Genomic DNA, 24,426 nt, shown 5'->3' on the forward strand with positions numbered 1-24,426 from the left:
GTCTTAGCCCGTAGTTAAAATTTAATGTAGTGTCATTTATTAAGTGGCTGTATACGCACATTAATATTGACTGATCGTTTGAATCTAAAAATGAAAAGTCATTATCATTGAAACTATTTTTTAATATTCCATCAAAGTATTCAATGGCAACCTCATAAGTTGAATAAAGAAGGCCTTTATCAGATAAAAACCTTCTCGATATAAATTCTTCCAACCCTTTTTTATTTCGTTCGATATCTTCATTGCTAATATTAAGTCTATTTTCTTTCCTAACCGATGAAACAATAACTTTGAGGGATGTCAAATCCTTACCCTTTAAATACTTAGTTAACTTTTTCTCAAATGAGTGCGTGCTATATGCTGACATACTAACCTACTTAGTAGTTTTTATGATTGTCCATAGTAGGTTTTAGGTGGTTTTTTGATGAGATTTTTATTAAGAATTTTGACGATTTTCTGACTATTTACCTAAAATTTGGAAGCAAATCTCTATCTTCTATTGGTTTTTAAGGCTTTGAACCATTTCCGTTACTCTGTATAACTTCGGAGTTTGATTAACTTGGATCTATGTATGAGCGTTTAGAGTGTGAGGTTTTAAGAGTACCTAATGTCGTTTTTAGTCAATCGTTTGATATATGTAATAAGAAACACATCAGTTTAAAGTACTCTTTTTGTTATAGTAATATAGTATTTTTATCATTTAAGCTGTGCTATCAATCGTTGATAAGTAATTCTAAGTTAGACTGATTAATTACATTATTCTCATATTCCATATCAGACGAAAGGATGATATATAAATGAAGAGCACGAATGATAAAGTAACCTTATTAAGGTATGTTTATGGGTAATGATCTATTAACCCATGAATATGAGCTTACTGTTGATGACTTACTGAATATATCTGATAACGGTGGATTATGCGTATAGAGGTTGTTGAAACCATTATGTCTATATTGATTGATGTGCGAAACCCAGCAAAAATGTCTGGAGCAATAATCTTGTTCAAAGGTATGTTGCTTCTCTTTACGCTCAAATACAAGCGAATTTAAGGCATGAAGTAAGAGATGGTAAATGAAGGTAAGATATCGAATAAGATATATTGGAAAGGATTATGCTATCACTGCTATGTTATCTTCCTGTCGTATTTCAGCGTTATATGTTTTTGATGACACCTATTACGACCTAAGTATCATTAGCTCTAAATCTCATGATAGTCAAACTCTTCGAAGCGGGCGTTTGCTTGATTTGGATTGTGATAATCGAATGATAAAAGAGCATACCTATTATATTTTGGCGCAGATTAACAGATGAACGCTTGGTACTTAATTTCAGAGTAACTTCAAATGCTGGAATTTCGAGTTTATTACCCGGAATTGATCGAGCTGTAACGTTGACATCATCTGTTTTGGGTTAAAATCAGAATGGAATGGTTCGACCGGGGCCTATGCATATCTCGTTATTGCGGTATGGTAATATTACGTATATACCATTCATCAACTTACCCTTACCAAACACAATTCAATAAAGATACTCACCTCATTAAATAACCACTCCCAATCATCCTATACCAGAGACCATAACTACAAAGGTATAACGATGAAAAAACTCAAAACAACGACCAATGATACATTCAATGGATTGCCAATCTTAAAGCAAAAAGGTGGTTTAGTTCTTAGCTACCTTGATAAGCTGTATGACACGATTGATAAAGCCATTACACAATACCCTCGTACGACAGCCATTAGAGTAGACTTACGTTTAGCTAAATCTTTATTGTTCGATGACACTGGAGTCATCAAGAACTTTATCGCTTCGCTAGATGCTCAGATTCAAGCTGATCTCAGTCGAAAAAAAAAGAGAGGTCAAACTGTTCGTAGTTGTAAGGTTCGATATGCTTGGTGTAAAGAAAGAAGCACGTCATTGAGTCACCATTACCACCTTGTCTTGTTATTGAACAAAGACGTGTACCATTCTCTTGGAAGGTTTGATCAAAAAGGCAATTTATCAGACATGATAAAGAAGGCGTGGTGTCGAGCGTTGGATATCAAAGCCAATGAAGGTGATACCTTAGTCCACTTCCCAGACAACCCTACCTATTGGTTAGAGCAAAACTCAGATAAATTTGACCAACAGGTGGGTAGCCTGTTTAAACGAGTCAGCTATTTAGCTAAGGTTGAGACCAAGCACTACGGCGATAGATCACGAAGTTTTGGGTGCTCTCGAACCTAAAAAAAGAGGGCAGAACATCGCCCTCATTAATCCTTCTAAATAATTAGTTTTGAGTGACGGTTTGCATCTTAATAGCCGTTATTGAACTCACTTCTTTTTCCACTGTAGTACCAGCGTCAAAGTTGATGTAGTACTCAGTAAAGGTTCCACTTGGATATTGATAGAACATCAGCTCGTTGTCGCTGACAACGGCCATTCGTTCATTGGCATCGAGTTTAGTACCACTAGAAGCATCGGTTGTCGTTGTAGCCGGTTGGTTAAGTTCAGCCTTACTGACATCAAAACGCATGAAGCTAGGCAGTGCACTATTATCATCGGTACTTGAATACATGCAGTACAGTGAGGTTTGGCCTGCATTGGCTACGTGGCCACTATGCGCTTTCGATGGTTCGAGCTGTGTGATGGTTTTGGTTGTGTCATCGAACTGATACACAGAGCAATCTGAATGCATTTTATAATCGCCACGGACCACACTCATAGAGGATGGCCTGTATCCATTGGTGGTCCATAGAGCATCGGTTTGGTCTAAAGTTGCTCCATTCAGCGTTAGCTCGATCAGTGCATCATCGGAATCTCGAATTGCATAGAGTTTATCTGCGTATAGAAATGGAACAGACAACTGTGACGTATCGTAATTAAAGTTGTGCTCGGTACCGTCTTGCTTTACCCACGTTAAGCTATTTCCACTCCAAGGAACGGTGACAATATCACCTGTTGATAAAATGACGTTGTTTCTGAAGTAATCATCAAAGACTTTAGAAATGACAAACGTACCGTCGATAAGCTCTGCTTTATGCAGGCTGAGTTCATCACTGTGCCTTAAGTAAATACGCGTGCTATCTCCATTGTGGGAAAAGCGTGTATCGGTAATCCAAGCCTCATGCTCAGCTTCCACCTTCTTATAGATAGGAACGCCGCTCTTGACCAATGGATAAAGATCACCGGTATTCTTGTCCTGTATGAGGGTGTAATTACCTTCATACACCACGTCATCCACAGTGACGGTGACATTACTCATGTTGATTGCGGAGTAGGTGGTATTTAGGTCGACGATCATATCGATAGTCGGAGTCACAACGCTCTCAGCATCATCGCCTTCAAAGCTAATCGAGCTTACCTCACCGTTTTCTGGGTTCTCATAAACGTAAGCACTTTGCCCGTCGTCTAAAGGCGTATTGAGCGTTGCTGCTCTAGAATATGCTCGATAGCCAGTTAAATCGTGAGCGCGAGGCTTAAAGGTTTGAAAACCATTATTAACAACACTCATGCTTGATATTGAGCGCGTTTGGTCGGCTGGTGGAGACGTTGGAGTATTACTATTGGAACCCCCTCCGCACGCTGTCAGAGCGAAAGCGATAGAGCTGACAAGAGTTGTCCTCAATAACATTGTATTTTTCATAATCCTTCCTTGTGTGGTTAGTTGAACATGTTGGTCTTGATCTTGAGTGTTGAGTTTTATTTAGAGGTAATGGCCTCAGATAGTAAAAACCCTTCAGGGTAGGTGAACTCGAACGTACTGACGTGGATGTCTTGAATTTGGTTGAGTGGGGCTGAGCAAATACGCTTTTTGAATTGGTAGATCAATTGAAGGCAATCATTCTCTAATACCAACCCAAGTGGACAAACGTATTGAAGCACTTGTTCGTTACGTAGATGGAGCCGAGCTTCGCGTTGGTGATAGATGGATAGACAAAGTTTGTCAAAAAGAGCCTCGTTATAATCATCTTTGTTACCAAGCCGTTTATGCCGGACATGAGTACGTGAGGTTTGGTGATGATTCGCTGACAGTAACGGAGCAAAACAGTCCTTAACACTTGAACGATAACTTTCAGGAAGCATCGATCTTAAGCTCTCAAAAGCGAGTTCAATAAGTAGAGACTCGCTAGGGCCAATAGCATATTGAGAATGAGCTCGTCGATGGTAGCTATAAGGGAGGCTTCTATCGTCTTTTTCCACATCTAGATAAGTCGTCAAGATGTTCAAGCAGCGTTGTACAGTGCGTTTAGAGCGTTCAATGCCCGTATTTGTTAGTCGTTGATGAACTTCGTTCGCCGTGATCTTTCGTTGAGTAGGGATGAGAGAGTAAACTTCAAATACCAACTCAATATGTTCGATGCGTTGCTTGTTGGGTTTAGAGGGCATGGGACCACCAAAATTGAAACGTGATCAATCGCCTCAACACTTTTGAGTGATGAGTTTAAGAATCAAGTTGATTAGGGATCGGCTGGTGGCCACACAGCCTGATACGATTACTTCTTGTAGTTAATGACGAGTTTGTCTGCGAAAGGGTATTTAGCTATTTCATAGTCTGGGTTTCTTGTGGCTAAATTATGCGCCGATATTGCGGCTGCTGAAGCTAGGCCAAAAATGACAGCTGGGCCGGAAGCCAAGGTGGCAGCCATCGTTGTAGAGCGACCTGCTGTGTATATTCGACATGATAGATTTTGAGCCTCTATAAGCCGCTCAATCTTTTTCACCGTCTGAGAGAAGTTTTTTACCCGAGTTAAGGTGAACGACTCTTTTCGTTGGATTAAAGCGATGAGCTCTTCATCATTGGTATGATGCAGTACATTACTTGTGGTCATTGTGAATCCTTAGTTGGGTGTCTATGAACCATCACTGATGGCATTAGAATAAGGATGGGTGAGACAAATAACGTCTCACTCAAATTGCGGATAATGATTATGTGAAATGGGCTGTATATTTGAATTTAAATGACCTCGGGAAAGGCCATTATTTATCCTTTGCTGCTTCTAGAATTTCACTTAGTAGATAACCTCTGTTCATCAACTCAATAGTGGCTAAGAGCCGTTTCAGATGGGTGGAAGAAAGGCGTTGAACGAATTCAAACAGTTCGTGATCTGAACTTTGCTCTACCTCCTTTTTAAAGTGCTGATACTGTTCATTAAGGTAATGACAACTCGCGAGAGCGACTCTGATGAGCGCTTTTGTGAGCTGCTCTTGTAATGGGGAGATATTGGGCATGATTGGTATCACTTATCGGTAATGTAGTGTTAAGTCGAGGGGAGGGAGTCAATGATGAAAAGTCATTCAGGCCTTGCTACATATAGGGTTAGCTCTCTCCGAAGCACGACTTTTGATGGCTGTAGTGGTCCGGTGCCTTTGTATCGTGACATAGACCCGGACGGGTTGTTCTCTCATTACGAAGTGATAGATATAGAGTCAAACGCTTCCATATCGATGTAGTTTAAGAAGTTATCCTGCCAAAGCTCGAACATCTCTACAGCGGAATAGTTGCCCTTGATTGGGCTCCATCCCCCGAACTCTGTAAAGAACGCTTGGTCTCGAAAATCAAAGTCTAGACATCGCGCCAATTCTGGATACACATTCCCAACGTAAGCAAAATCAGTGATGTATTCGACATTCCATAGACCACTGGAGATCTGTGTCATCGCGATTTCAACAGGGTGAAATCCACCAGCTTCTGAGCTGTATGAACTATCTCGAAAGTTGAACGTCAGGTAAGTACTTTGGGCTATTGACTCACACTGGGTTAATTGTTGTTGAAAATGGTTGTTTAACAGTGCGTGAAGTTTGTCAGACACAGGTAAACTTGATGGGTGAAAGAGCAGAGTAGACATATTGATGCCTCCTTGAATTTAGATGAAAGAGTGTGGTGATTGGTTAGCCTTAGCGGATTTGAGTGAGTTGTATGTCATCGAAGACATGCTGAGTTAAATGCTCATGGAAAGCGCACATCCAGGCTTGGAACACTTTTGTTGTGATTGGATGGCTCAGGCTCGCTGCCCCCGCATCTGGTTGATAGCACCAGTGATTAAGTAGGTGGAAATAGAGATACACATCGAGCGAGTCGGTGGTTTCATCTTGATAAGTGAAATTGGCCACAAAAACCAAATTCCAATCAGAGCGTGAATTCTCCCGCTTTAACTGAATCTCTACAGGGGCGACCCCTTCCTTTGTTTTGTAGTAGCTTGTATTTCGGCAGTTGAGTGCAATGCGTGTCGTGTCTTTAGGGATCGAGTAGCGAGCGATGGTTTGTTCTAACTGCTGGTGGAGTTTGCTATTGAGGGTGAGGTCACCATAGTGTTTCTCAATCATAACCAGCCCCTCTCTGCAAACGATGTGCATTGTTCTCCGACAACAATATGATCCAGAACTCGAACATCAATGAGCGCTAAAGCATCTTGCAATCTCGTCGTGATGCGCCTGTCTGCTTGTGATGGCGCAGAGTCGCCTGATGGATGGTTATGAGCAAAGATAACCGCTGCCGCATTGGCCTTCAGAGCAGTCTTTACTACCTCCCTTGGATAGACGCTTGCCGCATCAATAGTCCCTTGAAACAACTCCTCAAACTCAATTAATCGGTGTTGGTTATCTAGCAACATGACGGCGAACACTTCACGTTCACTGCCGCCAATCTTAAATCGCAAATAGTCTCGGGTAGCTTGTGGGTTGGTAAATACATCGCCTCGTACATAACGATCTTCTAATATCTCAGCGGCTTTTTCTAGAACACGATGTTCATGCTCTTGCTGTGAGAGTAGTGGTGGTGAAAGTGTTCTCATTTTGGTTCTCCTTTAATCAGGCTTTAGGTAATTCACTTTAATGACATATACCTCAAAAAGGTTTGAATCAGAGTAAGCCGAGCCAGCCTCATTTTTTTTAACACTATCTCCTTATCCCATGAGGACCACAGGCATAGGAGAACGTCCCATGAGATTTTTAAAGCTAAAAGAAGTGATTGAGAAAACTGCATTAAGCCGCTCGGCGATATACAGAAAAATGGACGAAGGTAATTTTCCTGTATCGGTAAGCTTGGGAGATAGGGCGGTCGCTTGGGTAGAAGAAGAGGTGAATAACTGGATGGAAATGCGCTTGGCTGAAAGACCAAGCCATTAAGACTGAATTAACGCCACTGCACCAATTAAGGCATTACCAAAATGGTAGGCCAAAACTCGAACAAAGGAGCAAGACCATGAATGAAGAAAACTGTGCAATCTATATCGGTATCGCAACATCAAAAGGAAACGCATCAAAGCTACAGGGTGGGATTGGTATCAGTGTTTATAACTACGATGGGCAGTTAGTTGACAAAAATAATCTATTAGTCGGTGAGATTGCCGATAGTGCTGAGTTAGAGCTTATCGCATTGATAGAAGCTATAGCTTATGCCAGAGATGGAGACTGCCTGTATTCGAGTAGTGAATATTGTGTGAAAGGGTTCAATGAATGGTTAGATAACTGGAAAGCAAAGGGGTGGCGAAAATCTGATAAGAAGCCAGTAGCTAACCGTCATTTATGGCAACAGGTCGATATGCATCGAGCGAGCAAGTTTGTGGAAGTAAGGCGAGCGCATAAGGTCGGGGATTATGAACAGATGGGGAGAGCGGGGGATATGGCTAGGGAGGTGCTTTGAACTGGCTTTATTCTCCGAGATCTTAATCACAGTTATTAACACTTATCAAAGACTTAATCGTCATATTCAAACGACCTATATATTATCGAGTCAGATTGATATATAGGTCGGTTTATGTCGGGAAATACTTCTTATTACAACGAAAACGCGGTTCAGCTTTCAAACCAATATGATTCTTTGGAATTTGAAAATGTCCACCGTGCGTGGCGCATGTATTGGCCTTGTGGTGCTATAAGGGTACTTGATATTGGTGCTGGCTCAGGCCGAGATACGAGGTGGTTTGTTGAACAAGGCTGCTCAGTGGTCGCCGTTGAACCAGCAAACGAACTTCGCCAGTTAGGGAGCTTAAACTCCTCGACTCAAGTTCAGTGGTTAGACGATGCTCTGCCTGCTTTAAGCAAAGCTAGAGAGCTGTGTAGTCATTACGATTTGATTTTAATTTCAGCGGTATGGATGCATCTAAATTCGGCGGTTCGAAAAGAGTCGATCGCTGTATTGTCTGAGCTGCTCTCCGAGAATGGAAAACTAGTGTTCACTGTAACGGTATGATTTAACTGGAGACCTTATTAGAGGTAATATTTGTCTAACTAATGAGGTTTAGAAATGCCAAAGAAAATACTATCAGTCGAGTTTAAACGAGAATGTGCCGAGCTAGTTACTGTTCATGGATATAAGCACGAAGATGCTGCTAATGCGATGGACGTAAGCTTATCATCTATCCAACGTTGGGTTACACAGTTACACAGTTACACAGTTTCGCAATGAGCAAAAGGGTATCACACCGAAATCAGGAGCATTGACTCCAGAACAAATTCGTATTCAAGAGCTAGAAAAACAAGTTAAGCAACTGAAAAGTGACAATAATCTGTTAAAAAAAGCTTCAGCCTTTTTCGCTATGGAAATGAACAACGGCAGCAAGTAGCTGAGAAATTGAAAAAGGCTGGTAACCAAGTTCAGCAGATATGTCGTTGTTTATCTATTGCTGCTAGTTCGTTTTATTATAGAGCTAAGCCGAAGCTACTCCCTCCAGAGAGAGTTAAGCTTAATGCGGCGATAAAACAAATTCATGCTGATATGGATGGTACTTACGGTAAAGTCCGTATGCATAGTGAGTTACAGGCTTTGGGCTTTGATGTTGGTATTCATCGAGTTAGAACCTCAATGAGACGTTTAGGTGTCATTGCGAAAAGACCAAAACAACATCGATATCCTGCTGGCGGCAAGGCCTCAGTTATTGCGCCAAACTATTTAAATCGTCAGTTCATCCCTAAAGAGCTCAATACATGGTGGTCTGGTGATATTACTTATATACGAACACAACAAGGCTGGTTGTACTTAGCGGTAATTATGGATTTGTGCTCTCGTAAGGTTATTAGTTGGGCTTTCTCAGATAAACCAAATAGTGAGTTAACAACCAGGGCCTTACGATTGGCAGTAAACAAGCGTCAGCCTAATCATCCTGTACGATTTCATTCAGATCAGGGAGTACAATATACCAGTGAAGCTTTTCAACATTCGTTAAAGGAGCAAGGGCTGATTTCAAGTATGAGTCGAGCAGGAAACTGCTTAGATAATGCGGTAACAGAAAGGTTTTTCCGTAGCTTAAAATCAGAGCGAGTAAATTATCGTCGTTACCTTACAAGGCATGAGGTCATTGCCGACATAATTGATTATATTGAACCATTCTATAATCAAAAACGAAGACACTATAAATTGGGAAATATCTCACCAGTAGAGTATGAGATAAATTTAAGAAAAAGTGCCTAAAAAAGTCTCCAAGTTTATTTGACCGTTACAATATTTATCTAGTTGTATATCACACTTGTTTACATTGACTCATCGAGTACTCGTAATATGCAAAGGTGCTGTATATCATCCGAGTAATCTTATTCTTAGGCTAATAACAAGGTCTGGATCTTTTTTGACAAGGAGATGCTGTGACAAAGAGTCGTAACGAAGAACCATTTAAGTACTCATATGAATATCCAAAGAAATGGTTTCATATTGTCAGGTTTGGATTCAAGCTAAAAGCTTTTTGGCGATGGTTCCGCGTGCAGAAGCCAGTCACTAGATTGATGGGTTACCAATATCAGGTTGCTGATGACTTGATTGAAATAGATATCACCTACCAGTGTAACTTGAAGTGCAATAACTGTAATCGCTCTTCAGCCCAAGCCCCATCGAAAACACATATTGGACTCGATGAAATAACCCAGTTTGTTGACGATAGCCTAAGTAAGAATAGGCACTGGCGGAAAATAAGAGTGTTAGGTGGAGAGCCAACGCTACATCCTCAATTCAGCGAGATCCTTTCGGAGTTGTATCGCCTAAAGCTAGCTCATCCTGCTCTGACTATTCAGCTTGTGACTAACGGCTATGGTCGTCGCGTCAATAAAGTGATATCAATGCTTCCAGAATGGTTGTGTATTGAAAACTCAGCGAAAACGGATTCTGTTCAACCAGACTTTGGCCCATTTAACTTAGCTCCTGTTGATAGTTGGTACCACAAGTTTAGTGATTTCTCGAACGGCTGTGATATCGCAAAGACTTGCGGTTTAGGTCTTACGCCTCAGGGTTATTACCCTTGTGCGGTTGCTGGTGGTATTGACCGAGTATTAAATATAAAAGGTGGGCGGCAGCGTTTACCATTCAGTGATGATGAAATGCGTGATCTAATGAGGCGTAATTGTGGCTTATGTGGACGATTTCGAGATGGGCATTATGTTCCACCAAAACTACGTCCTAGAATATTTGAGCAGCGCACTTCAGCAACATGGAAGAAGATTTATCAAGAGTGGGAAAGCAACAAAAAGCGTTAGTTCTGGCTTGATTGCAAAAGGTATAGAAAGTGGATGAATGGCATATTGTTGGCAATGGTCCAGGGGACTTAGTCATCAAAAAACATGAGAAAGTTATCCGATTTAATCAACCATTGACCACTGCTTCAATCGCTGATTTGGTGGTGACTAATAGTAAGTTGGCAGGCATCACGGCAGGCGTTCTTGTTCAAGGCGAAGTACCGAGCAAATTGTTTTGTGAAAAGCTAGAAGTATATGGGAAGGAATTGGAGGACCTATTGGGATGTAAACCTTCAATTGGTCTGCTCACTCTCAAAACAATGCTTGAACTTGGTGTCACAATAAATGTTAGTAGGATGAATTTGCTGCCTTCACTAGAGAGACCCCTAGATTATAATAAACGGAAAGCGCTGCCAGCGGCATATCATAACTGGCTGGGAGAACGTCGTCTCGCCTCTGGTTGGATGGATAAATTAAATTGGCCTGGCTATGAAGTGAAACTAGCGCGTCATGACAAAGTAGATGACGTAACAATCACTCGACATTGCTCCAAGCTTCAGTCGTTGCGAAGTTTACCAAAAGAAGAAGCGACTCAATTATTGAAAGGGCTATCCCAGGTTAAGCCTATGGCATGGTTGGAGCACATTGATTCTTCGATCTTAAAGACCTTAGAATCACTATTTTTTGTTTTAAGGGGGAGGTGTAGCATCTCCCCAAACTGGTGGCTCTACGACAACGAATTGTCTAGTGAGGTAAACCGGCTTCAAAAAAATCTGGCTTTGGCTCAACAAGCTCTACTTCTCTCCGAGAAAGTGAAGGCATAGACATAATTTCTTGAACCATTTGGTTATTGTGCTCTTTTTCATCTCGGCCTAGCTTTTTACGCATGTGCCAATAGGTGTAGCCTGTGTCTAGGTAAATAGGAGCTTTTGCCAGTTCCGCCATAGGTAACATGGTTAAATAATCTGTAGCCGAATCGAACCACTCAGAGCTGTCTTTGTGTTTGTAATATTTCTCGGGGACTTGTTCAAACAACGCTTTGGTGAATCCCCTTATGTGGCTCCATACATTTGCACCGGCAGCAAGTCGAGGATTGCGGTAATCAGGCTGGTATAAATGCAGTGGTTTATTAGGACGAAACATAGGCATCTGAACTAAGTCCGCACCCTGTTTTCTGGCTGCATACAAAGCATCAACAACGCTGGGTTGCATTAAGCAGTCATCTTGGTCTAACACTACAACCAAAGAGTTAGGATCTTGGCAGATCTCTTTTATTGCCAATATGAAGTTTGGCATTCTCCCAGTGTTAGAACTGCGCCTTACCAGTGTGGTTTTAGCCTGAAGCTCATCCAACAACATTGGATAACACCAGTTATGAGCGGAGCCACTTGCGTCGTCAATCACGATAATACCAAAGCTTTGATTTGTCTGGTTACGCAATGAGTCTAGGCAACGTTTTAGTAGAGCGTGGCCGGTATACCTACCTTTTAATAAAAAAACGATTGCTTCATGCCTTTGTTCATATTGCCAATGATTGCCGGGTACCCAATCAAATTCCTCATGCTGCTTCGTCGGTTCGATTCCCTGAGAGATCAAGTCCCTTGCCAATGAAAGTTCAGGAAGGTGTTTGTGTTCATTTCGAGGATGGACGTAGTAACTTTGTGGATCCCCACCACGTACAGCGCGAAGCCCTTTACATTTCATTGCTTGTTGTAGTGCACGATGCCAGGTTAAAGTGAATCTGCCTCTGTCCAAGGGATTCTCAATTGGCAGTTGAAGGCGAATCCTACCGAGATCCAAGAGTCCGAAACGGACCTCAGGAGCAAATTCACCCGGAGCTCCTTTATAAGGATTAAAATTAGAGCTGCTTTTGGGAATATTAAAGCCAACAGCAAGTACATCCTTAGGCTCACAAGCGTAAATCATGTCGGCGATATAATCATGGTGCCAATTGCGGCGACCAATAAGCACGTCTAAATCGCACTGCAGTACATATCGAGTCGTAACTTGGTCAAATCCCCAGATCTGAGGGAACAAGGGAGCATTTTGACAGGTATGTGTTTCTCCGCACTTAGACTGTGCAAACCATTTTTCATACGTTGTATTTATGGTTGTTGCGCTTGAAGGGGAAACTAGCACGGAGTCAATTAGTCCATTGTCTCTCAGCCTCTCGGCTTGTTCAATAACGGAGGCTAGGTTTGGATTCGAATACTGGCGTAAAAATTGCCCCTCATGAGGATCAATCAGAAGAACTGTTTGTGCGAAATCAATTGGGTAGCGAAGCTGCGTAACGATATGCAGTACTTGGTCACTAAGTACTTTAGCATCTTGCGCACAGGCTTTGATCATTAGAGTTACAGATTCACTCTTACACGAGACAGTCGGTGTTAGGTTACGGCAAGGTTCGACGCATTGTGGATGAAGCTCAGTGATTAACTTACGGTAGAACTGCTCGAATCCATGAAGGCTCATCAACGCATCATCTTGTCTTCGCCAGCTTAGCCTACGTACGACTTCTTCGTCAGTATTCGCCAATATTCCAATAGAATAAAGGCGGGCACACATATCCCGAAAGCGTGAGGACGTGAGAGGCTGTAGGTCCTTTCCGACATCAATGTATTCCAGGTCTCCTTGTGGAGTGACAATTAAGTTATCCCGCTTGATGTTGAGAGTGCAAACTCCAGCGTGATAGAGTTTTTTGAGGTAATCTACAATGGATTTTTCGGAAAGCTTCTCATTAGTTAATGCATTATTTTGGAAGGAGGTGCTGTACTGCCAAAGACCATCACACTTTCTCCAAGTTACCGTAGAAATAGGAAGGTCTTTTTCGGCGAGTAAGGTTCGCAGGCTTCGGACTTCGGTATCTGAAATAGCCCAAGGGTAGAACTCCTTAACCACTTGATTATGCTGTAGCCAAACCGCCCCTTCCATACCAACACCTAACAGATGGCGATTGGTAGACAATAGAGTGCTCCATGTTCTTGCAACATAGGCAAGCCTATTTCTCTGATCTTGCCAAATTTCGTTAGACTTATTTGTCTTTGTATCTTCTCCATCAAGAGAGTAGATGGCATAAATAGGATAAGAACAAACGGCTACCTTGGAAGGATTTAGCATTAATAGTTTAGTGACCAACCAGTGGTCTTCTGCGCTTCTGATGTTTGGGTACCTGATACCTAGATTATTCTTCAGTAATAGGTTGCATGAAGGAAGCTCTCGTTGTTGCTTGGCAGAAGCAAAATTATCGATAAATCCCGCTAAACTTAGATGATTACAGAGCTCGTTTGGATTTGCGATATTGTCATTTTGGAGAATCACCCCTCCTTTTCTCAGCTTGTTGCTTCCCAGAGCCGCTACTTTATCTGTATCGCGAACAGCCTTCCAAAGCCCATGCAGGCTATCTTTAGCAAACAGTTCATCGTCAGCATCTAATCTTGCAACCCATTGTATACATGGCTGTGTATCTGCCCAGTCCAAGAGAAGGTTGCGTGCCCTAGCTGGCGAACCGCACTCGGCTTGCAAGAGGGTAACAGCTGGGTGGTGAAGTAAAGCACTTGCTTCCGCTGACCAACTTATGTCAGAGCTATCATCCAGTACAACGATGCGTGCAATCTGCTTTTGAGTAAGAGACTGTTTAAGTGCGCTGTCAAGAGCGCGGATGAGGCCTTGCGGTTGGTTTTTGTGGGTAATCGCGACTACCACTTCAGCAGTGTCAAATTCTGGTGCCGAAGTGTGCGCAACTCGTAAGTTTCGGTCGCACAAGATCTTAGTGTATTTAATGGGAGCGCGTGGGTGAAAGTTAGCCATTGACACTCTCCAGAAGTTTTATTTCGTCTAATATATCGTTCTTGGAAAGTGTAAACAGTGCAGCGGCGCGTTCGAAATAGATACCCATTTCACTTTGTGACATTTTCTCTCCGTGAAGTTTTAGAAACTGCGCGCACCCGCGCAGTTTCTGTTTTGAGCCAGGGGCAGAAAGGGCATCGGGTGTTTGATTGCAAATCCAATCTACGGTCGCCATATTGGTATAGCGAATGGTGACCAATCCGGACTCCAAAATTCGAATTGCAAAATCTTTATCATTTCCACTAGTTAAGCCGTCAGTGAAACCACCAACTTTGGTAGCAAGTTCGGTCTTAATAAAGGTATTTGAGCCTTGCCATCCTGGGTTACCAACTAGAAAGTCTTTAACCTCAAGATCTATGGGAATATTGGTAGCGACTGTTTTGTGATCAATCTTCACATTGATACCAGACAGAACGATATCTGCTTTTCCGTCATCGCTGCTAAGCAGGCAAGAAGATAGATGCTCAGGCTGCCAAACATCATCATCATCGATGATAGCGATATAGCTATTTGGAAAGTTATCAGAGATATAGTTGATACCGGTATTCCAACTGCCAGCGGCGCCGGATGCACGTGAATTGACTAATACACGCAGCGGAATACTTTTGAGTTCAGAACGCAGGTTCTCTACTTCATTCCGATCTAGTGAGCGTGTATCTGATACGAGCACAACGGCTTTAGGTTGGCATGTTTGATTGATGACTGAAGGAAGCGCATGCTCTGAAAGTAGTGAAAGCCTGGGCGTTGTAGCGATCAGCACAATGACATTATTCATTATTGAGACTTTGATTGATGATTGACTTGATTATAATAAGCAAATTGATGAGTATGTGATGTAACTGACTGACATTTATGAGCATTTGATCAACATTTGCATTATCTATGCGTTTTTTTCAATTACAGGAAGGCTATGAAAACACTTGTAACGGGTGCCGCCGGTTTTATCGGTAGTCATATTTGTCGCAGGCTTTGTGCTGATGGATACGATGTGGTCGGCGTTGATAACCTCAATGACTATTACGATGTTGGCCTTAAAAAAGCGAGGTTGGAATGGATTGGATATGTAGGGTTCGAATTTCACTGTATGAGTGTCGAAAACTCAGATGAATTAACTCGTTTATTTGATGAAGAGCAATTTGAGTGCGTGATTCACTTAGCTGGGCAGGCTGGCGTACGTTACTCTTCGGAAGATCCTATGGTCTATGGACAGAGCAACTTAATGGGTTTTCTTTCAGTCCTAGAGGCGTGTCGAGGTTTTAAAATTAAACACCTGGTGTATGCGTCATCGAGCTCAGTGTATGGATTGAACGATAAAATTCCATTTTCAGCGAATGACAATGTGGATCACCCAGTTTCTCTTTATGCTGCAACTAAAAAGGCAAATGAGTTAATGGCTCATAGCTACTCTCAAATGTATGGGTTACCAACGACAGGACTGCGTTTTTTCAGCGTTTACGGTCCCTGGAGTCGACCTGATATGGCGTTCTATAAGTTTACAGAGGCAATGATTGAAAAAAGGCCGATCGATGTTTTCAATAACGGGGAACTTTATCGGGACTTTACTTACATCGATGACGTTGTAGAAGCAGTAGTTCGAGTAACAAAGAATATTCCCAAGAAAAACCATGAATGGTTAAAAGCTCACGAGACTATTGCGCAAAGCTCGGCGCCATATCAGATTTTTAATGTTGGTAGCGGGGCTCCAGTTAAACTCACAAAAATGATTGATTTGTTGGAATGTCAACTGGGAGTATCTGCGATAAGGCAATTGAAGCCAATGCAGGTAGGGGAAGTGAATACAACATACTCTGATGTAAAAGAGATTTTTGATGAGATTGGTTTTAGGCCACAAGTACCATTCCACGAAGGCGTTACAGCTTTCGTGGAATGGTACAGTGATTATCGGAGAATTTCTCAGCAACAAATCAAGAGTGCAGATCAGTCGATTTAGTTTTATGCTGGACTACAAAGGTGCGTTGTATGCTTTTTAAAGTATTCACGCGCACCTAAAAAACCAAATACGGCCTCAGCTCCTCAAAATTCCCTAAGATGATCTGTTGTCCTTTAGGGTTCGAATTCAACACATTAATATCGATGTTATAAGCATCAAGAACATAGCGAACCAATGCTGCGTTCGTCGGTATAGCCAGGATGCCTTTTTCCATACCGTAGTCGTGTGCAATTACTTTAGCCTGGGCTTCGGTCAATCTTGAGTCGGGGATTAAGTTAATAGAGAGATGAGTGTTCCAAAGCTCATCTTGTTCTTTCCCTTTTATTTTTTTTGTCTCAAGAGCTGGAACACCTCGAATTCGGCTCAGCACGAAATCTCGATAGTCTTCTGAGTGTTCGCAATAAGCTCGAACATGCCAGCGTAATGGTGTACAAACGAGTGTATGTGGAGAGATGATCCGTTCTACTTCTTCACCATTCTTCAATGATGTGTAGCTTAAATCGACACGTTTCTTCTCTCTGATTGCTTGGACTAATGGTCGTAAAATTTCGGGTGTAATGTTGCGTGTCACTGGGCGAACCATCGTCGTATTTTCAAAGCCCATATCAAGTTCATTGAAAGTCACAGTCATATCTTCACTTCGAGACAGGATGTGTAAGTATTCATCAGCATGACCACTCGTTAGCTTTGGAACAAAGCTATCACTGGGCTTGTAGCCTTTTAACTGCTTATCGTAGATAAGGTTGCCTGGCGCCACATCGGTTAGGTAGGTGTTGATATCTTTCGAAGCTTGCTGTCTGCCAATACCAAAGTTCTGAATCAAATGGTTGGTAGTTAGTCGCCCTTCCCATAATGCAATGATTTCTATCATTCGATAGCGGAACAGCAGATCCCAGCGTATTGGCCATTTGCTCATAGTTTGATTCCTGTCTAGTTATGCGACTTGTATATGTAATCAGCATTTACCTGTAGCTAATGAAGTCATATTATTGCGGGGGCATCATAGAGTCAACGCATAGCAAGGTATATTGGAGTTTGAACTTTACACATAAGGTAATCACAGATGGTTGCACCTAAAAGTCTCGCCTTTCAGCTACACCAACATTGGGAGGTGGTTGAGCAGCTAACTCGGCTTTCGCGCGAGTTTCCGGCATTTGAACTCAGACTGCTTGAGCAGGTGATCAATCAGTACAAAAATAAAAACGCGGATAGCAATACAGTTCTTACTAGCCTTATCAATGCAGACATACTGCAGCCTATTAATCGAAGTAGCGACTATCAGCTAAATACGCTAGTTGTGGACTTTGTCAGAGGCTTAACTCAAGAGCATGAATTAGGTCTATCAGCTGTGCTTAAAGCGCGAGTGGATGCGGTCAAAAATGCCACCAGCCAAGTGATAGAAGGGCTCGATGTAGCGGACAATGATTTGCTTCGCACTGGCGCGAACAGGCTGTCGGAACTGGTTAGAAAGATTACCCAGCAATTAACTCAAGACAAACAAGCCATTTTTGAGATAGCAGAGCAGGCGAAGTCCGCGGATACCAGTGTCCCAATTGAACGTCGTTACCGTGAAGTGCTAGAAGTATACGATCAATACGTTGAACCCATGAACGAAATGATGGATAGCGGTCTTGGAGGTAGTTTCTACCCCTTATTAGAGAAGGCGGAAGAAGCACTCGATACTGCCGTTGACATGCTTTCCATACGTGGATCTTTGTATCAACAAAGGCTGGCAATGCGCCAAATAGCTTATCAAGTTAAAGATCTTCGATACCAGGGGCGAGTGATTGCTCAGCAATGTGCCGATACCTTATTGCCATTGAGAGAGGAAGCTAGGCAACATAACCAGTTATCAGCGCTGATCAGCAAGCAGCTAAGCCAAGTTCGTAAAAAGGGTTTAGCGCGAGGACTGAACACTGAAGGTTTGCCTATGTGGAAAAGTAGTCGCGTGACTAAAATTCAGTTGGGTAACGAGGTGCGTGAGCTGATGGCAGAATTTTTGAACTTTGAACCTAGCTCTATGCCATTCCCAGAAGAAGAGGAAGCGCCAACCAGTTCAATGATCAACTGGGTTGATGAAGAGCTTCTGAGGGAGCAGCTTGCTGACTCACTACCGTTGGCGAATCTAATGAGTTGGCTCAGAGAAAACTATCAACATCTACCAGATGCCGAGCTGTTGCGACTCTATCACGAGCTTGTCCGTGACCCTCAATGGCAAAGCACATTAGGGACGAAATCTAGTACTACAGCGTTGAACACAGTAGCCGTAACCTACCACCCCCATGAAATAAAGACGTTGACTGGCTCAACAAATGCAAAGGATGTTGATAATGCAAACGAGTAAAATCGATTTAAATGAGCTGGCTCATCTGACTGAGTTATTTAGCCTTTTCAACTCAGGGCGACATCTTAACCGCTCGACGGATGCAGCTTTATGGCATGAGCTAGAACAACAAGCAGAACAATACCAACACCTATTTGCTAACTTAGGTTTTGAATTGCGCATTGATGCTCGCGGTTTTGCTTGGTTCCATGATGAAGAGGGAAACCAGAACATTAATAAACAATCACGCCAGTTAGCACTATTGCTGATGGTGATATTTGACCATCAAGCTGATAGCGGCCGCTCCCTTGGTCAGTTTTACCAATGGACGATTGATAATGCCTTTCTAGATGAGGTCTACGAAAAGAATCAAGAGCTTTTGGATGCAGAAGAGATCGACCAAAATGCAATAGCGAAGATACTCGACAACGCAGTGCGAAAAGGCTTTGTCGCTCAAGAGAATAATCATTGGCGTATGCTGCCTTCGGTATATCGCTACCTAGACCATTTTGAAGCTATCACTGAACAAACATCCGAAAGTGATGTGGCAGCGTATGAGGAAGATGAATAATGTTAAGTTACGGTTTTCAACGTTTAGCTTTAATTGGCAGTGCTGGGTACCAGCGAGCAGAACTTCCTCTTGATGACTCTGTGTCACTAATTGCGCCAAATAACCATGGCAAAACTAGCTTAATCAATGCCCTCCAATTTCTGCTCATCATAGATCAAAGGAGAATGGATTTCGGCTCTCATACATTAGAGAAAGCTCGCCGCTTTTACTTCCCGAACAACAGCGCTTACATTCTGCTAGAAGTTATCCTACCGCAAACTGGCACTGTCGTGTTTGGGTGTGTAGGTAAAGGGGTAGGCCATGACTATGAGTACTTCGCTTATAAAGGTGAATTGAACTTAGATGATTTTCGCTTGAATGATGGCAACATCGTCACCCAACCAAAGCTGGTCAATCACTTAGCGACAAAGAAACATCGAGTCTATAAGTACAATGATAAAGAGTTTCGACACTCGATTTATGGGGGGACAAAAAGTAAGAAAAACAGCGAGATCGATTTTACGGTATTCAAATTGGAACACGTAAGCGACGCTCGTTCGTTTCAGCAGGTACTCACCAAGACGCTAAGGCTCGACAAGCTCAATTCCAGTGATGTGAAAGACTACTTGTTGAAGATATTTAGTCGAGAACTACCCAATTCCAGCATCGATTTTAAACAGGAGTGGGAGAAAGCATTTCAAGACATCAATCTAGAACGCGAGCAGTACCTAGCAGCCGTTAATAATCTGGAAACGATTCAAGAGCTCGAACAAAAGTTTGAGCGTACCTTGTCGCTACGAGGAAAGATCGCCGCATGTCAGCCTAAGGTGAATGAACTGCTGCAGCATTGGCATGGTCATGTTCAAACGCTGGCTGATAATCTAGCAACGCAAAAAACTAAGCTTGAGCAAACACAACGTGAGTTTCGAAGCCAAGATATCGCCCATGCAGGAGAGCGTACTGACTTAACCAATAAACTGGAAGAATTAAACCGCACCGAGAAGCAGCAACAAGAGCTGAAACAGCGGTTTACCTTGATCCCGAATCAATCGTTTTTAGAGAGTCAACTGAAAACTGCGGAGCAAGAATATGATGCACAGGCGGCCCTGTGTATTCAATCACAGCGTTCCTCTTCTGCCGTGATTGGCAAACAGTTGAAAGAGAAAGAAGATCAGATGCAGAGCTTGCAGTCTCAACATCAAACGTTGGGTGACAATTTATACCTTCACCTTTCTAAAGTGCTTAATGTAGATGAGTTAGAAAAGCTGAACAAAGTACTTAGCCAGCGAGTAATGCAACTGCCACCTTCGCAGTATTCGTTTGACATCAATCAGCTTCGACACATGCTCAATTGTGAATCTTCTGAGCAACTCTCGCTTTCAGGTTTAAAACTGTCTATTGAGGAGCTTATTCCACAGCATGTTCAAAAAACAGGCCAGGAGCTGGTAGAGGAAATAGGCGATATCAATAAACAAATAAAGGAACTAAAACAACTGCTTGAAGTAAGTAGAGAAAGTGAAACCGCGGAGAGGAAAAAGAACGAATTAAATCTAGCAGTAAAACAGTGTGAACAGGACTTGAGGGACTACGAGCAGCTGCAACAATTAACAAACGGTCAGGCACAAAGAAACGAGCAAAGACAGACATTTGATAGCCAGTTGGTAGCGATCAATACAGCTCTTGAGAATGCAGACAAGAAACACAATGAATTGGCACAGAAAATTGGTGAGATTGCGGACAAGTTAAGTCAGCTGTCTTCGGACGATAGCAGCGTCGAAAAGCTAAAAAGACAGAGAATTGATGATCAAGCGCTGTTTAGCATGCTTTCAGAGCAACCTCATACCCCTTGGATAGTAATGGATGATTGGTCTCTTGAGTATCTGCCTGTTCGTTTCGAACAGTACATCGAGGATTGCAAAGATCTCGATAAACTGTCCAAAGAGTTGCGCCAAGTAAAAAACGAGTTAGCTCAGAAGGGGCTTACAAAGTTCCAGATGGCGCAAACTCAAGATGACGAGTTAAAAGGCATAATTAAATTCAGTCATTGTTTAGGTGATGAGAAGAAAGCACTAGAAAGACGCGCCCGCTCGGCAGTGGTAAACGTCACAGCGAGTCTAAGAGAGCTGCGCAGTGGACTCTATGCACTGCAAAGTAAGATGAAGGAGTTTAACCGCTTAATCAGTCACAGGCAGTTATCGGATCTCAAAACTTTCAAAATCGAACCAGTTGAAGAAAGTCAGCTTGTTGATGCAATGAATGTACTGATACAGCAAGCAGAGCAAACTGAAAGTGGTCAGAGTTTCGAACTGTTTGACCAAGCTAGTATTCTTGATGATGCGGAGCTAGAAAGAGCGAAGAGTCTGTTGATTGAAGAAGGTAATGCTCGCCAAGGCCTGAGGGTCGCAGACTTGTTTAGACTTGAGTTTGTCGTTGCCAAGCAAGGACAACAACAAGAGTCATTTGAAGATATTGATAGTGCGGCTTCCAACGGAACAGTGTTGATGGCCAAACTTGTGACTGGTCTGGCGATGTTGCATCTAATGCAAGATAAACGTCATCAAATGAAAGCGATATGCTATTTGGATGAAGCATTAGCTCTGGACACTAAGAACCAAGCTAACTTGATAGAGATTGCCGAACAATTTGGCTTTGCCTTGATTTTTGCTTCACCAGCACCATTAACCACGGCGCGTTATTGTGTGCCAATCCACCAGGCAAATGGCAAGAACCACATTAGCCGTAATAGCTGGCAGATTTTCGAACAAATTGAGAGCCAATCACTGCCGCAGTCACAAGTGGAGCCATCATTATGAGTCAGGCATTGGCTAAAGCACTAACGCGGCTAATCGAGGTGTACCCTGATTCCATTGCCGGAAGTACACTGACGACATCTCAGAAGAAACAGCTTGATGAGTTCAGCCGCAAAACTCAGAGTGTACAAGCTACTCCTAAAGGGCGTGGTGTGGTCTACCGCATTCTAGATATGGATGTCGTTAAAGTCACACTGGAGCAGTTGGCACCAAATCAAAACGTGTCTTCATCAGCCCCGCAAAGAGCTGTAAACATAGCATCTACACGGAGCAGCAAACAAGGGCGTGCAAGTCACGATGTAAGTTACATGCTGGCCAAAACGGTTGCTAACCCTTTATGGAGGGTATCAGAAGTGCTAACTGAGCACTTAAAAATCGCGACAGAAGAATTCGGTGTTTTTTCGCTTGAAGTAGGTGGAGAGCGAAACAGAAATCTTCACACTCACCATTCTATTTGGCTGGTGGAAAACCAAGCATTGTTTGACCGCTTAGATTGGTTACCCAATAACGAACCCACGACTGTTATATGGTACAGAGGGCAGCTACACAACAAACTGATTGAATGGTTATCGGCGCCTGATAGGGCACCGAGGGTCTGTTTTTTTTCGGACTATGATGGCGTAGGGTTAAATAACTATCGTCGCTTAAGCTCAAAACTAGAAGAAAGAGCAGAGTTTTGGTTGATGCCTAATTGGAAAGAGTTATTGGTGTGTTATGGGCAAAACCAGCTTTGGAATGATACTGCTCGAGAATTTGATTCGTTTGAGCAAAATAGTCAGAGACTTTTGGATCATTCCCCTTCGTTACGAGAACTCGTGATGGAAATGAAGAAACATGGTTTAGCTCTTGAGCAAGAGGCTGTTTGGTTGGGAAATGAATGAATAACGGATTTCAAGCATCGTCCCTTTAGTAAATTCAATAATCAAGAATAAAAATTGGCCGTGGTATGTAGAGTCTCACAGCTATAAGAACTGCTGTCGTTGATTTGAGGCTTCTCGCTTTGATACCAATCAAACATATTCAACATGTTGTCTTAATTGTAGGCTATCTCATTGTTTAAAATGATTTTCTTAAGTAGTCTCTTCTATGTTGATACAAAACCAATTACATAGGTGGGTTAGATGGACAAACAAACGGCAGAGCAACTACTCAAAACAGCGATAGCTGACGAAGGTGCTCAATTTAGAGAAGGTCAGTGGGAAGCTATTGATGCTTTAGTTAACCACAATCAAAAATTGTTAGTTGTCCAACGAACCGGCTGGGGTAAGAGCTCCGTCTATTTTATCAGTACCAAAATATTTAGAGACCGAGGCAAAGGTCCAACTATCATCGTGTCACCGTTGCTTGCTTTAATGCGTAACCAAATCGAATCTGCGCAGCGTTTAGGCATCAAAGCGGTGACGATGAACTCCACTAACATAGCTGATTGGGAGAAAGTTACTAAAGACATTCTCGACGACAAGGTTGATTGTTTGTTGATCTCACCAGAGCGTTTAGCCAACGATAAATTTGTTGAAACGGTTCTCCGCCCAATATCAGATAGCATCTCGCTCATGGTAGTGGATGAAGCACATTGTATCTCTGACTGGGGACATGATTTTCGTCCAGACTATCGACGTATTGTAAATATTTTGAAGTTGTTGCCTGATAATACACCCGTATTAGGAACAACAGCGACGGCAAACGATAGAGTTATCGATGACATTCAAATCCAGTTGGGTGATATAGAAATCCAACGAGGCCCTCTTATTAGAGAGAGTTTAGCTTTACAAAATATAGTTCTTCCTGATCAGCCGTCACGCTTAGCTTGGTTGGCTCAAACTATCCCTACCTTAGAAAGTACTGGAATCGTATACGTACTTACTCAGCGAGATGCCGAAATTGTATCGGGCTGGCTTAATTCCTGCGGTATTGACGCAAAGCCTTATTATAGCGGCTACATGGATTCCCCCGGTTGTCAAACATCCGCTAAACTTATGTTGATGGGTTTTGGACTGCCGCTCTACATTCGGCCTACTTATCGACGATTCGCATACGTCGTGGCCCTGATGACTTTGCGCGACTGCGGTGCCTTATTCGTTAGATGACATCTAGTGTGTCCGCCGCATTAACAGGCTCTCCGCAAGTGGTCTTAACCTATCTCCATCATTAGCGTCTGCAATGACCCGGTGGGTTTAACTCTCTATGCTGCTTAGGTTTCTACTTAAGCAGCATAGTTTTCATATTCGGTTTGATTGTGTAAAAGCGACCATATAATTCGTGCGTTCTTCGCGGCCAGTGCCACTATCGCTCGGTTCATTCCTCTTCGTTCTAGAACGCCTCGACACCACTGACTTAACTTATCTTGCTTGTCGCCAAGGTTGGCAATCACGGTCCTTGCGCCATGAACTAATAGTGTTCGTAAGTATTTATCACCGTGTTTGGTTATTCGGCCTAAGCGAGGTTTTCCTCCTGTGGAATATTGCTTTGGTACGAGTCCTAGCCAAGCAGAGAAATCACGGCTTTTATCAAATTGAGAACC

The 24,426-nt window shown here is 42.6% G+C and carries 24 protein-coding genes and 1 pseudogene; 14 read left to right on the plus strand and 11 right to left on the minus strand.

From position 1 onward, the window contains the following. A partial coding sequence (locus tag A136_RS22725) for a hypothetical protein (protein ID WP_032546927.1) occupies nucleotides 1–367 on the minus strand: 367 nt, incomplete at its 3' end. A gap of 1,229 nt (nucleotides 368–1,596) precedes the next feature. On the opposite strand from A136_RS22725, the gene A136_RS10595 reads away from it, so the two are divergent. Next, on the plus strand, nucleotides 1,597–2,229 hold the full coding sequence (locus tag A136_RS10595) for an inovirus Gp2 family protein (RefSeq protein WP_017065563.1): 633 nt from the start codon (nucleotides 1,597–1,599) through the stop codon (nucleotides 2,227–2,229). Nucleotides 2,230–2,272: 43 nt separating this feature from the next. Here A136_RS10595 and A136_RS10600 read toward each other — a convergent pair whose 3' ends face one another. From A136_RS10600 to radC, 6 genes are all read right to left on the minus strand, one after another. Then, nucleotides 2,273–3,628 (minus strand): hypothetical protein, encoded by a 1,356-nt coding sequence (locus tag A136_RS10600; protein ID WP_017065564.1) that lies wholly within the window; start codon nucleotides 3,626–3,628, stop codon nucleotides 2,273–2,275. Nucleotides 3,629–3,684: 56 nt separating this feature from the next. After that, nucleotides 3,685–4,371 carry a hypothetical protein gene (locus A136_RS10605; RefSeq protein WP_017065565.1) on the minus strand — a complete coding sequence of 229 codons (687 nt, stop codon included), beginning with the start codon at nucleotides 4,369–4,371 and terminating at the stop codon, nucleotides 3,685–3,687. A gap of 107 nt (nucleotides 4,372–4,478) precedes the next feature. Beyond that, a complete protein-coding gene (locus A136_RS10610; RefSeq protein ID WP_004734952.1) occupies nucleotides 4,479–4,814 on the minus strand; it encodes a hypothetical protein in 336 nt (111 codons plus the stop codon). A 576-nt stretch (nucleotides 4,815–5,390) separates the two neighbouring features. Further along, nucleotides 5,391–5,831 carry a DUF2787 domain-containing protein gene (locus A136_RS10620; protein ID WP_004734954.1) on the minus strand — a complete coding sequence of 147 codons (441 nt, stop codon included), beginning with the start codon at nucleotides 5,829–5,831 and terminating at the stop codon, nucleotides 5,391–5,393. A 49-nt stretch (nucleotides 5,832–5,880) separates the two neighbouring features. Beyond that, a complete protein-coding gene (locus A136_RS10625) occupies nucleotides 5,881–6,309 on the minus strand; it encodes a DUF2787 domain-containing protein (protein WP_017065567.1) in 429 nt (142 codons plus the stop codon). Further along, entirely contained in the window at nucleotides 6,306–6,776 is a 471-nt protein-coding gene (radC, locus tag A136_RS10630) for a RadC family protein (protein WP_004734956.1), read from the minus strand. Before radC ends, A136_RS10625 begins: the two co-directional genes overlap by 4 nt. A gap of 148 nt (nucleotides 6,777–6,924) precedes the next feature. Here radC and A136_RS10635 point away from each other — a divergent pair, with 148 nt between their 5' ends. The 7 genes and pseudogenes from A136_RS10635 to A136_RS10665 all read left to right on the plus strand — a co-directional run bounded on the left by A136_RS10635 (nucleotide 6,925) and on the right by A136_RS10665 (nucleotide 11,249). After that, nucleotides 6,925–7,110 carry an AlpA family transcriptional regulator gene (locus tag A136_RS10635; RefSeq protein ID WP_017065568.1) on the plus strand — a complete coding sequence of 62 codons (186 nt, stop codon included), beginning with the start codon at nucleotides 6,925–6,927 and terminating at the stop codon, nucleotides 7,108–7,110. 76 nt (nucleotides 7,111–7,186) lie between these two features. Further along, entirely contained in the window at nucleotides 7,187–7,627 is a 441-nt protein-coding gene (locus tag A136_RS10640) for an RNase H family protein (protein WP_004734958.1), read from the plus strand. Nucleotides 7,628–7,741: 114 nt separating this feature from the next. Continuing rightward, nucleotides 7,742–8,167 (plus strand): annotated as a pseudogene (locus A136_RS10645) (class I SAM-dependent methyltransferase); the annotation flags it as partial. Between the two features lie 256 nt (nucleotides 8,168–8,423). After that, nucleotides 8,424–8,549 carry a hypothetical protein gene (locus tag A136_RS23120; RefSeq protein ID WP_017065570.1) on the plus strand — a complete coding sequence of 42 codons (126 nt, stop codon included), beginning with the start codon at nucleotides 8,424–8,426 and terminating at the stop codon, nucleotides 8,547–8,549. Between the two features lie 8 nt (nucleotides 8,550–8,557). Beyond that, on the plus strand, nucleotides 8,558–9,394 hold the full coding sequence (locus A136_RS10655) for an IS3 family transposase (protein WP_017065571.1): 837 nt from the start codon (nucleotides 8,558–8,560) through the stop codon (nucleotides 9,392–9,394). A gap of 170 nt (nucleotides 9,395–9,564) precedes the next feature. After that, complete coding sequence (locus tag A136_RS10660; protein WP_017101641.1) at nucleotides 9,565–10,446, plus strand: radical SAM protein; 882 nt, start codon at nucleotides 9,565–9,567, stop codon at nucleotides 10,444–10,446. 29 nt (nucleotides 10,447–10,475) lie between these two features. After that, nucleotides 10,476–11,249: a hypothetical protein gene (locus tag A136_RS10665; protein ID WP_029235317.1), complete on the plus strand. Its 774-nt coding sequence runs from the start codon at nucleotides 10,476–10,478 to the stop codon at nucleotides 11,247–11,249. Here the strand turns inward: A136_RS10665 and A136_RS10670 are convergent. Continuing rightward, on the minus strand, nucleotides 11,170–14,232 hold the full coding sequence (locus A136_RS10670; protein WP_017065572.1) for a glycosyltransferase family 2 protein: 3,063 nt from the start codon (nucleotides 14,230–14,232) through the stop codon (nucleotides 11,170–11,172). The genes A136_RS10665 and A136_RS10670 overlap by 80 nt on opposite strands. Beyond that, complete coding sequence (locus A136_RS10675) at nucleotides 14,225–15,046, minus strand: glycosyltransferase family 2 protein (RefSeq protein ID WP_017065573.1); 822 nt, start codon at nucleotides 15,044–15,046, stop codon at nucleotides 14,225–14,227. Before A136_RS10675 ends, A136_RS10670 begins: the two co-directional genes overlap by 8 nt. 135 nt (nucleotides 15,047–15,181) lie before the next feature. Here A136_RS10675 and A136_RS10680 point away from each other — a divergent pair, with 135 nt between their 5' ends. Then, nucleotides 15,182–16,222: an NAD-dependent epimerase/dehydratase family protein gene (locus A136_RS10680; protein WP_017065574.1), complete on the plus strand. Its 1,041-nt coding sequence runs from the start codon at nucleotides 15,182–15,184 to the stop codon at nucleotides 16,220–16,222. Nucleotides 16,223–16,277: 55 nt separating this feature from the next. Here A136_RS10680 and A136_RS10685 read toward each other — a convergent pair whose 3' ends face one another. After that, complete coding sequence (locus tag A136_RS10685) at nucleotides 16,278–17,138, minus strand: helix-turn-helix transcriptional regulator (RefSeq protein WP_017065575.1); 861 nt, start codon at nucleotides 17,136–17,138, stop codon at nucleotides 16,278–16,280. Nucleotides 17,139–17,285: 147 nt separating this feature from the next. Here A136_RS10685 and A136_RS10690 point away from each other — a divergent pair, with 147 nt between their 5' ends. The 5 genes from A136_RS10690 (at nucleotide 17,286) to A136_RS10710 (ending at nucleotide 23,992) form a co-directional block, all read left to right on the plus strand. Beyond that, nucleotides 17,286–18,566, plus strand: coding sequence for a hypothetical protein (locus A136_RS10690; RefSeq protein WP_017065576.1), 1,281 nt, complete (start codon nucleotides 17,286–17,288; stop codon nucleotides 18,564–18,566). Continuing rightward, on the plus strand, nucleotides 18,553–19,116 hold the full coding sequence (locus tag A136_RS10695) for a condensin complex protein MksE (protein WP_016796435.1): 564 nt from the start codon (nucleotides 18,553–18,555) through the stop codon (nucleotides 19,114–19,116). Before A136_RS10690 ends, A136_RS10695 begins: the two co-directional genes overlap by 14 nt. After that, the gene (locus A136_RS10700; RefSeq protein ID WP_017065577.1) at nucleotides 19,116–21,908 is read left to right on the plus strand and encodes a hypothetical protein; all 2,793 of its coding nucleotides are present in this window, start codon (nucleotides 19,116–19,118) and stop codon (nucleotides 21,906–21,908) included. Before A136_RS10695 ends, A136_RS10700 begins: the two co-directional genes overlap by 1 nt. Next, complete coding sequence (locus A136_RS10705; RefSeq protein ID WP_017065578.1) at nucleotides 21,905–22,786, plus strand: DUF7281 domain-containing protein; 882 nt, start codon at nucleotides 21,905–21,907, stop codon at nucleotides 22,784–22,786. The genes A136_RS10700 and A136_RS10705 overlap by 4 nt, the downstream gene beginning before the upstream one ends. A 240-nt stretch (nucleotides 22,787–23,026) precedes the next feature. Then, nucleotides 23,027–23,992: a DEAD/DEAH box helicase gene (locus A136_RS10710; protein ID WP_017065579.1), complete on the plus strand. Its 966-nt coding sequence runs from the start codon at nucleotides 23,027–23,029 to the stop codon at nucleotides 23,990–23,992. Between the two features lie 116 nt (nucleotides 23,993–24,108). On the opposite strand, the gene A136_RS10715 is transcribed toward A136_RS10710, so the two are convergent. Continuing rightward, nucleotides 24,109–24,426, minus strand: a 318-nt coding sequence (locus A136_RS10715; RefSeq protein ID WP_017065580.1) for an IS110 family transposase, incomplete at its 5' end; no start/stop codon positions are given.

The sequence above is a fragment of the Vibrio crassostreae 9ZC13 genome (assembly GCF_000272045.2).
In the GTDB taxonomy this organism is placed as follows: domain Bacteria; phylum Pseudomonadota; class Gammaproteobacteria; order Enterobacterales; family Vibrionaceae; genus Vibrio; species Vibrio crassostreae_C.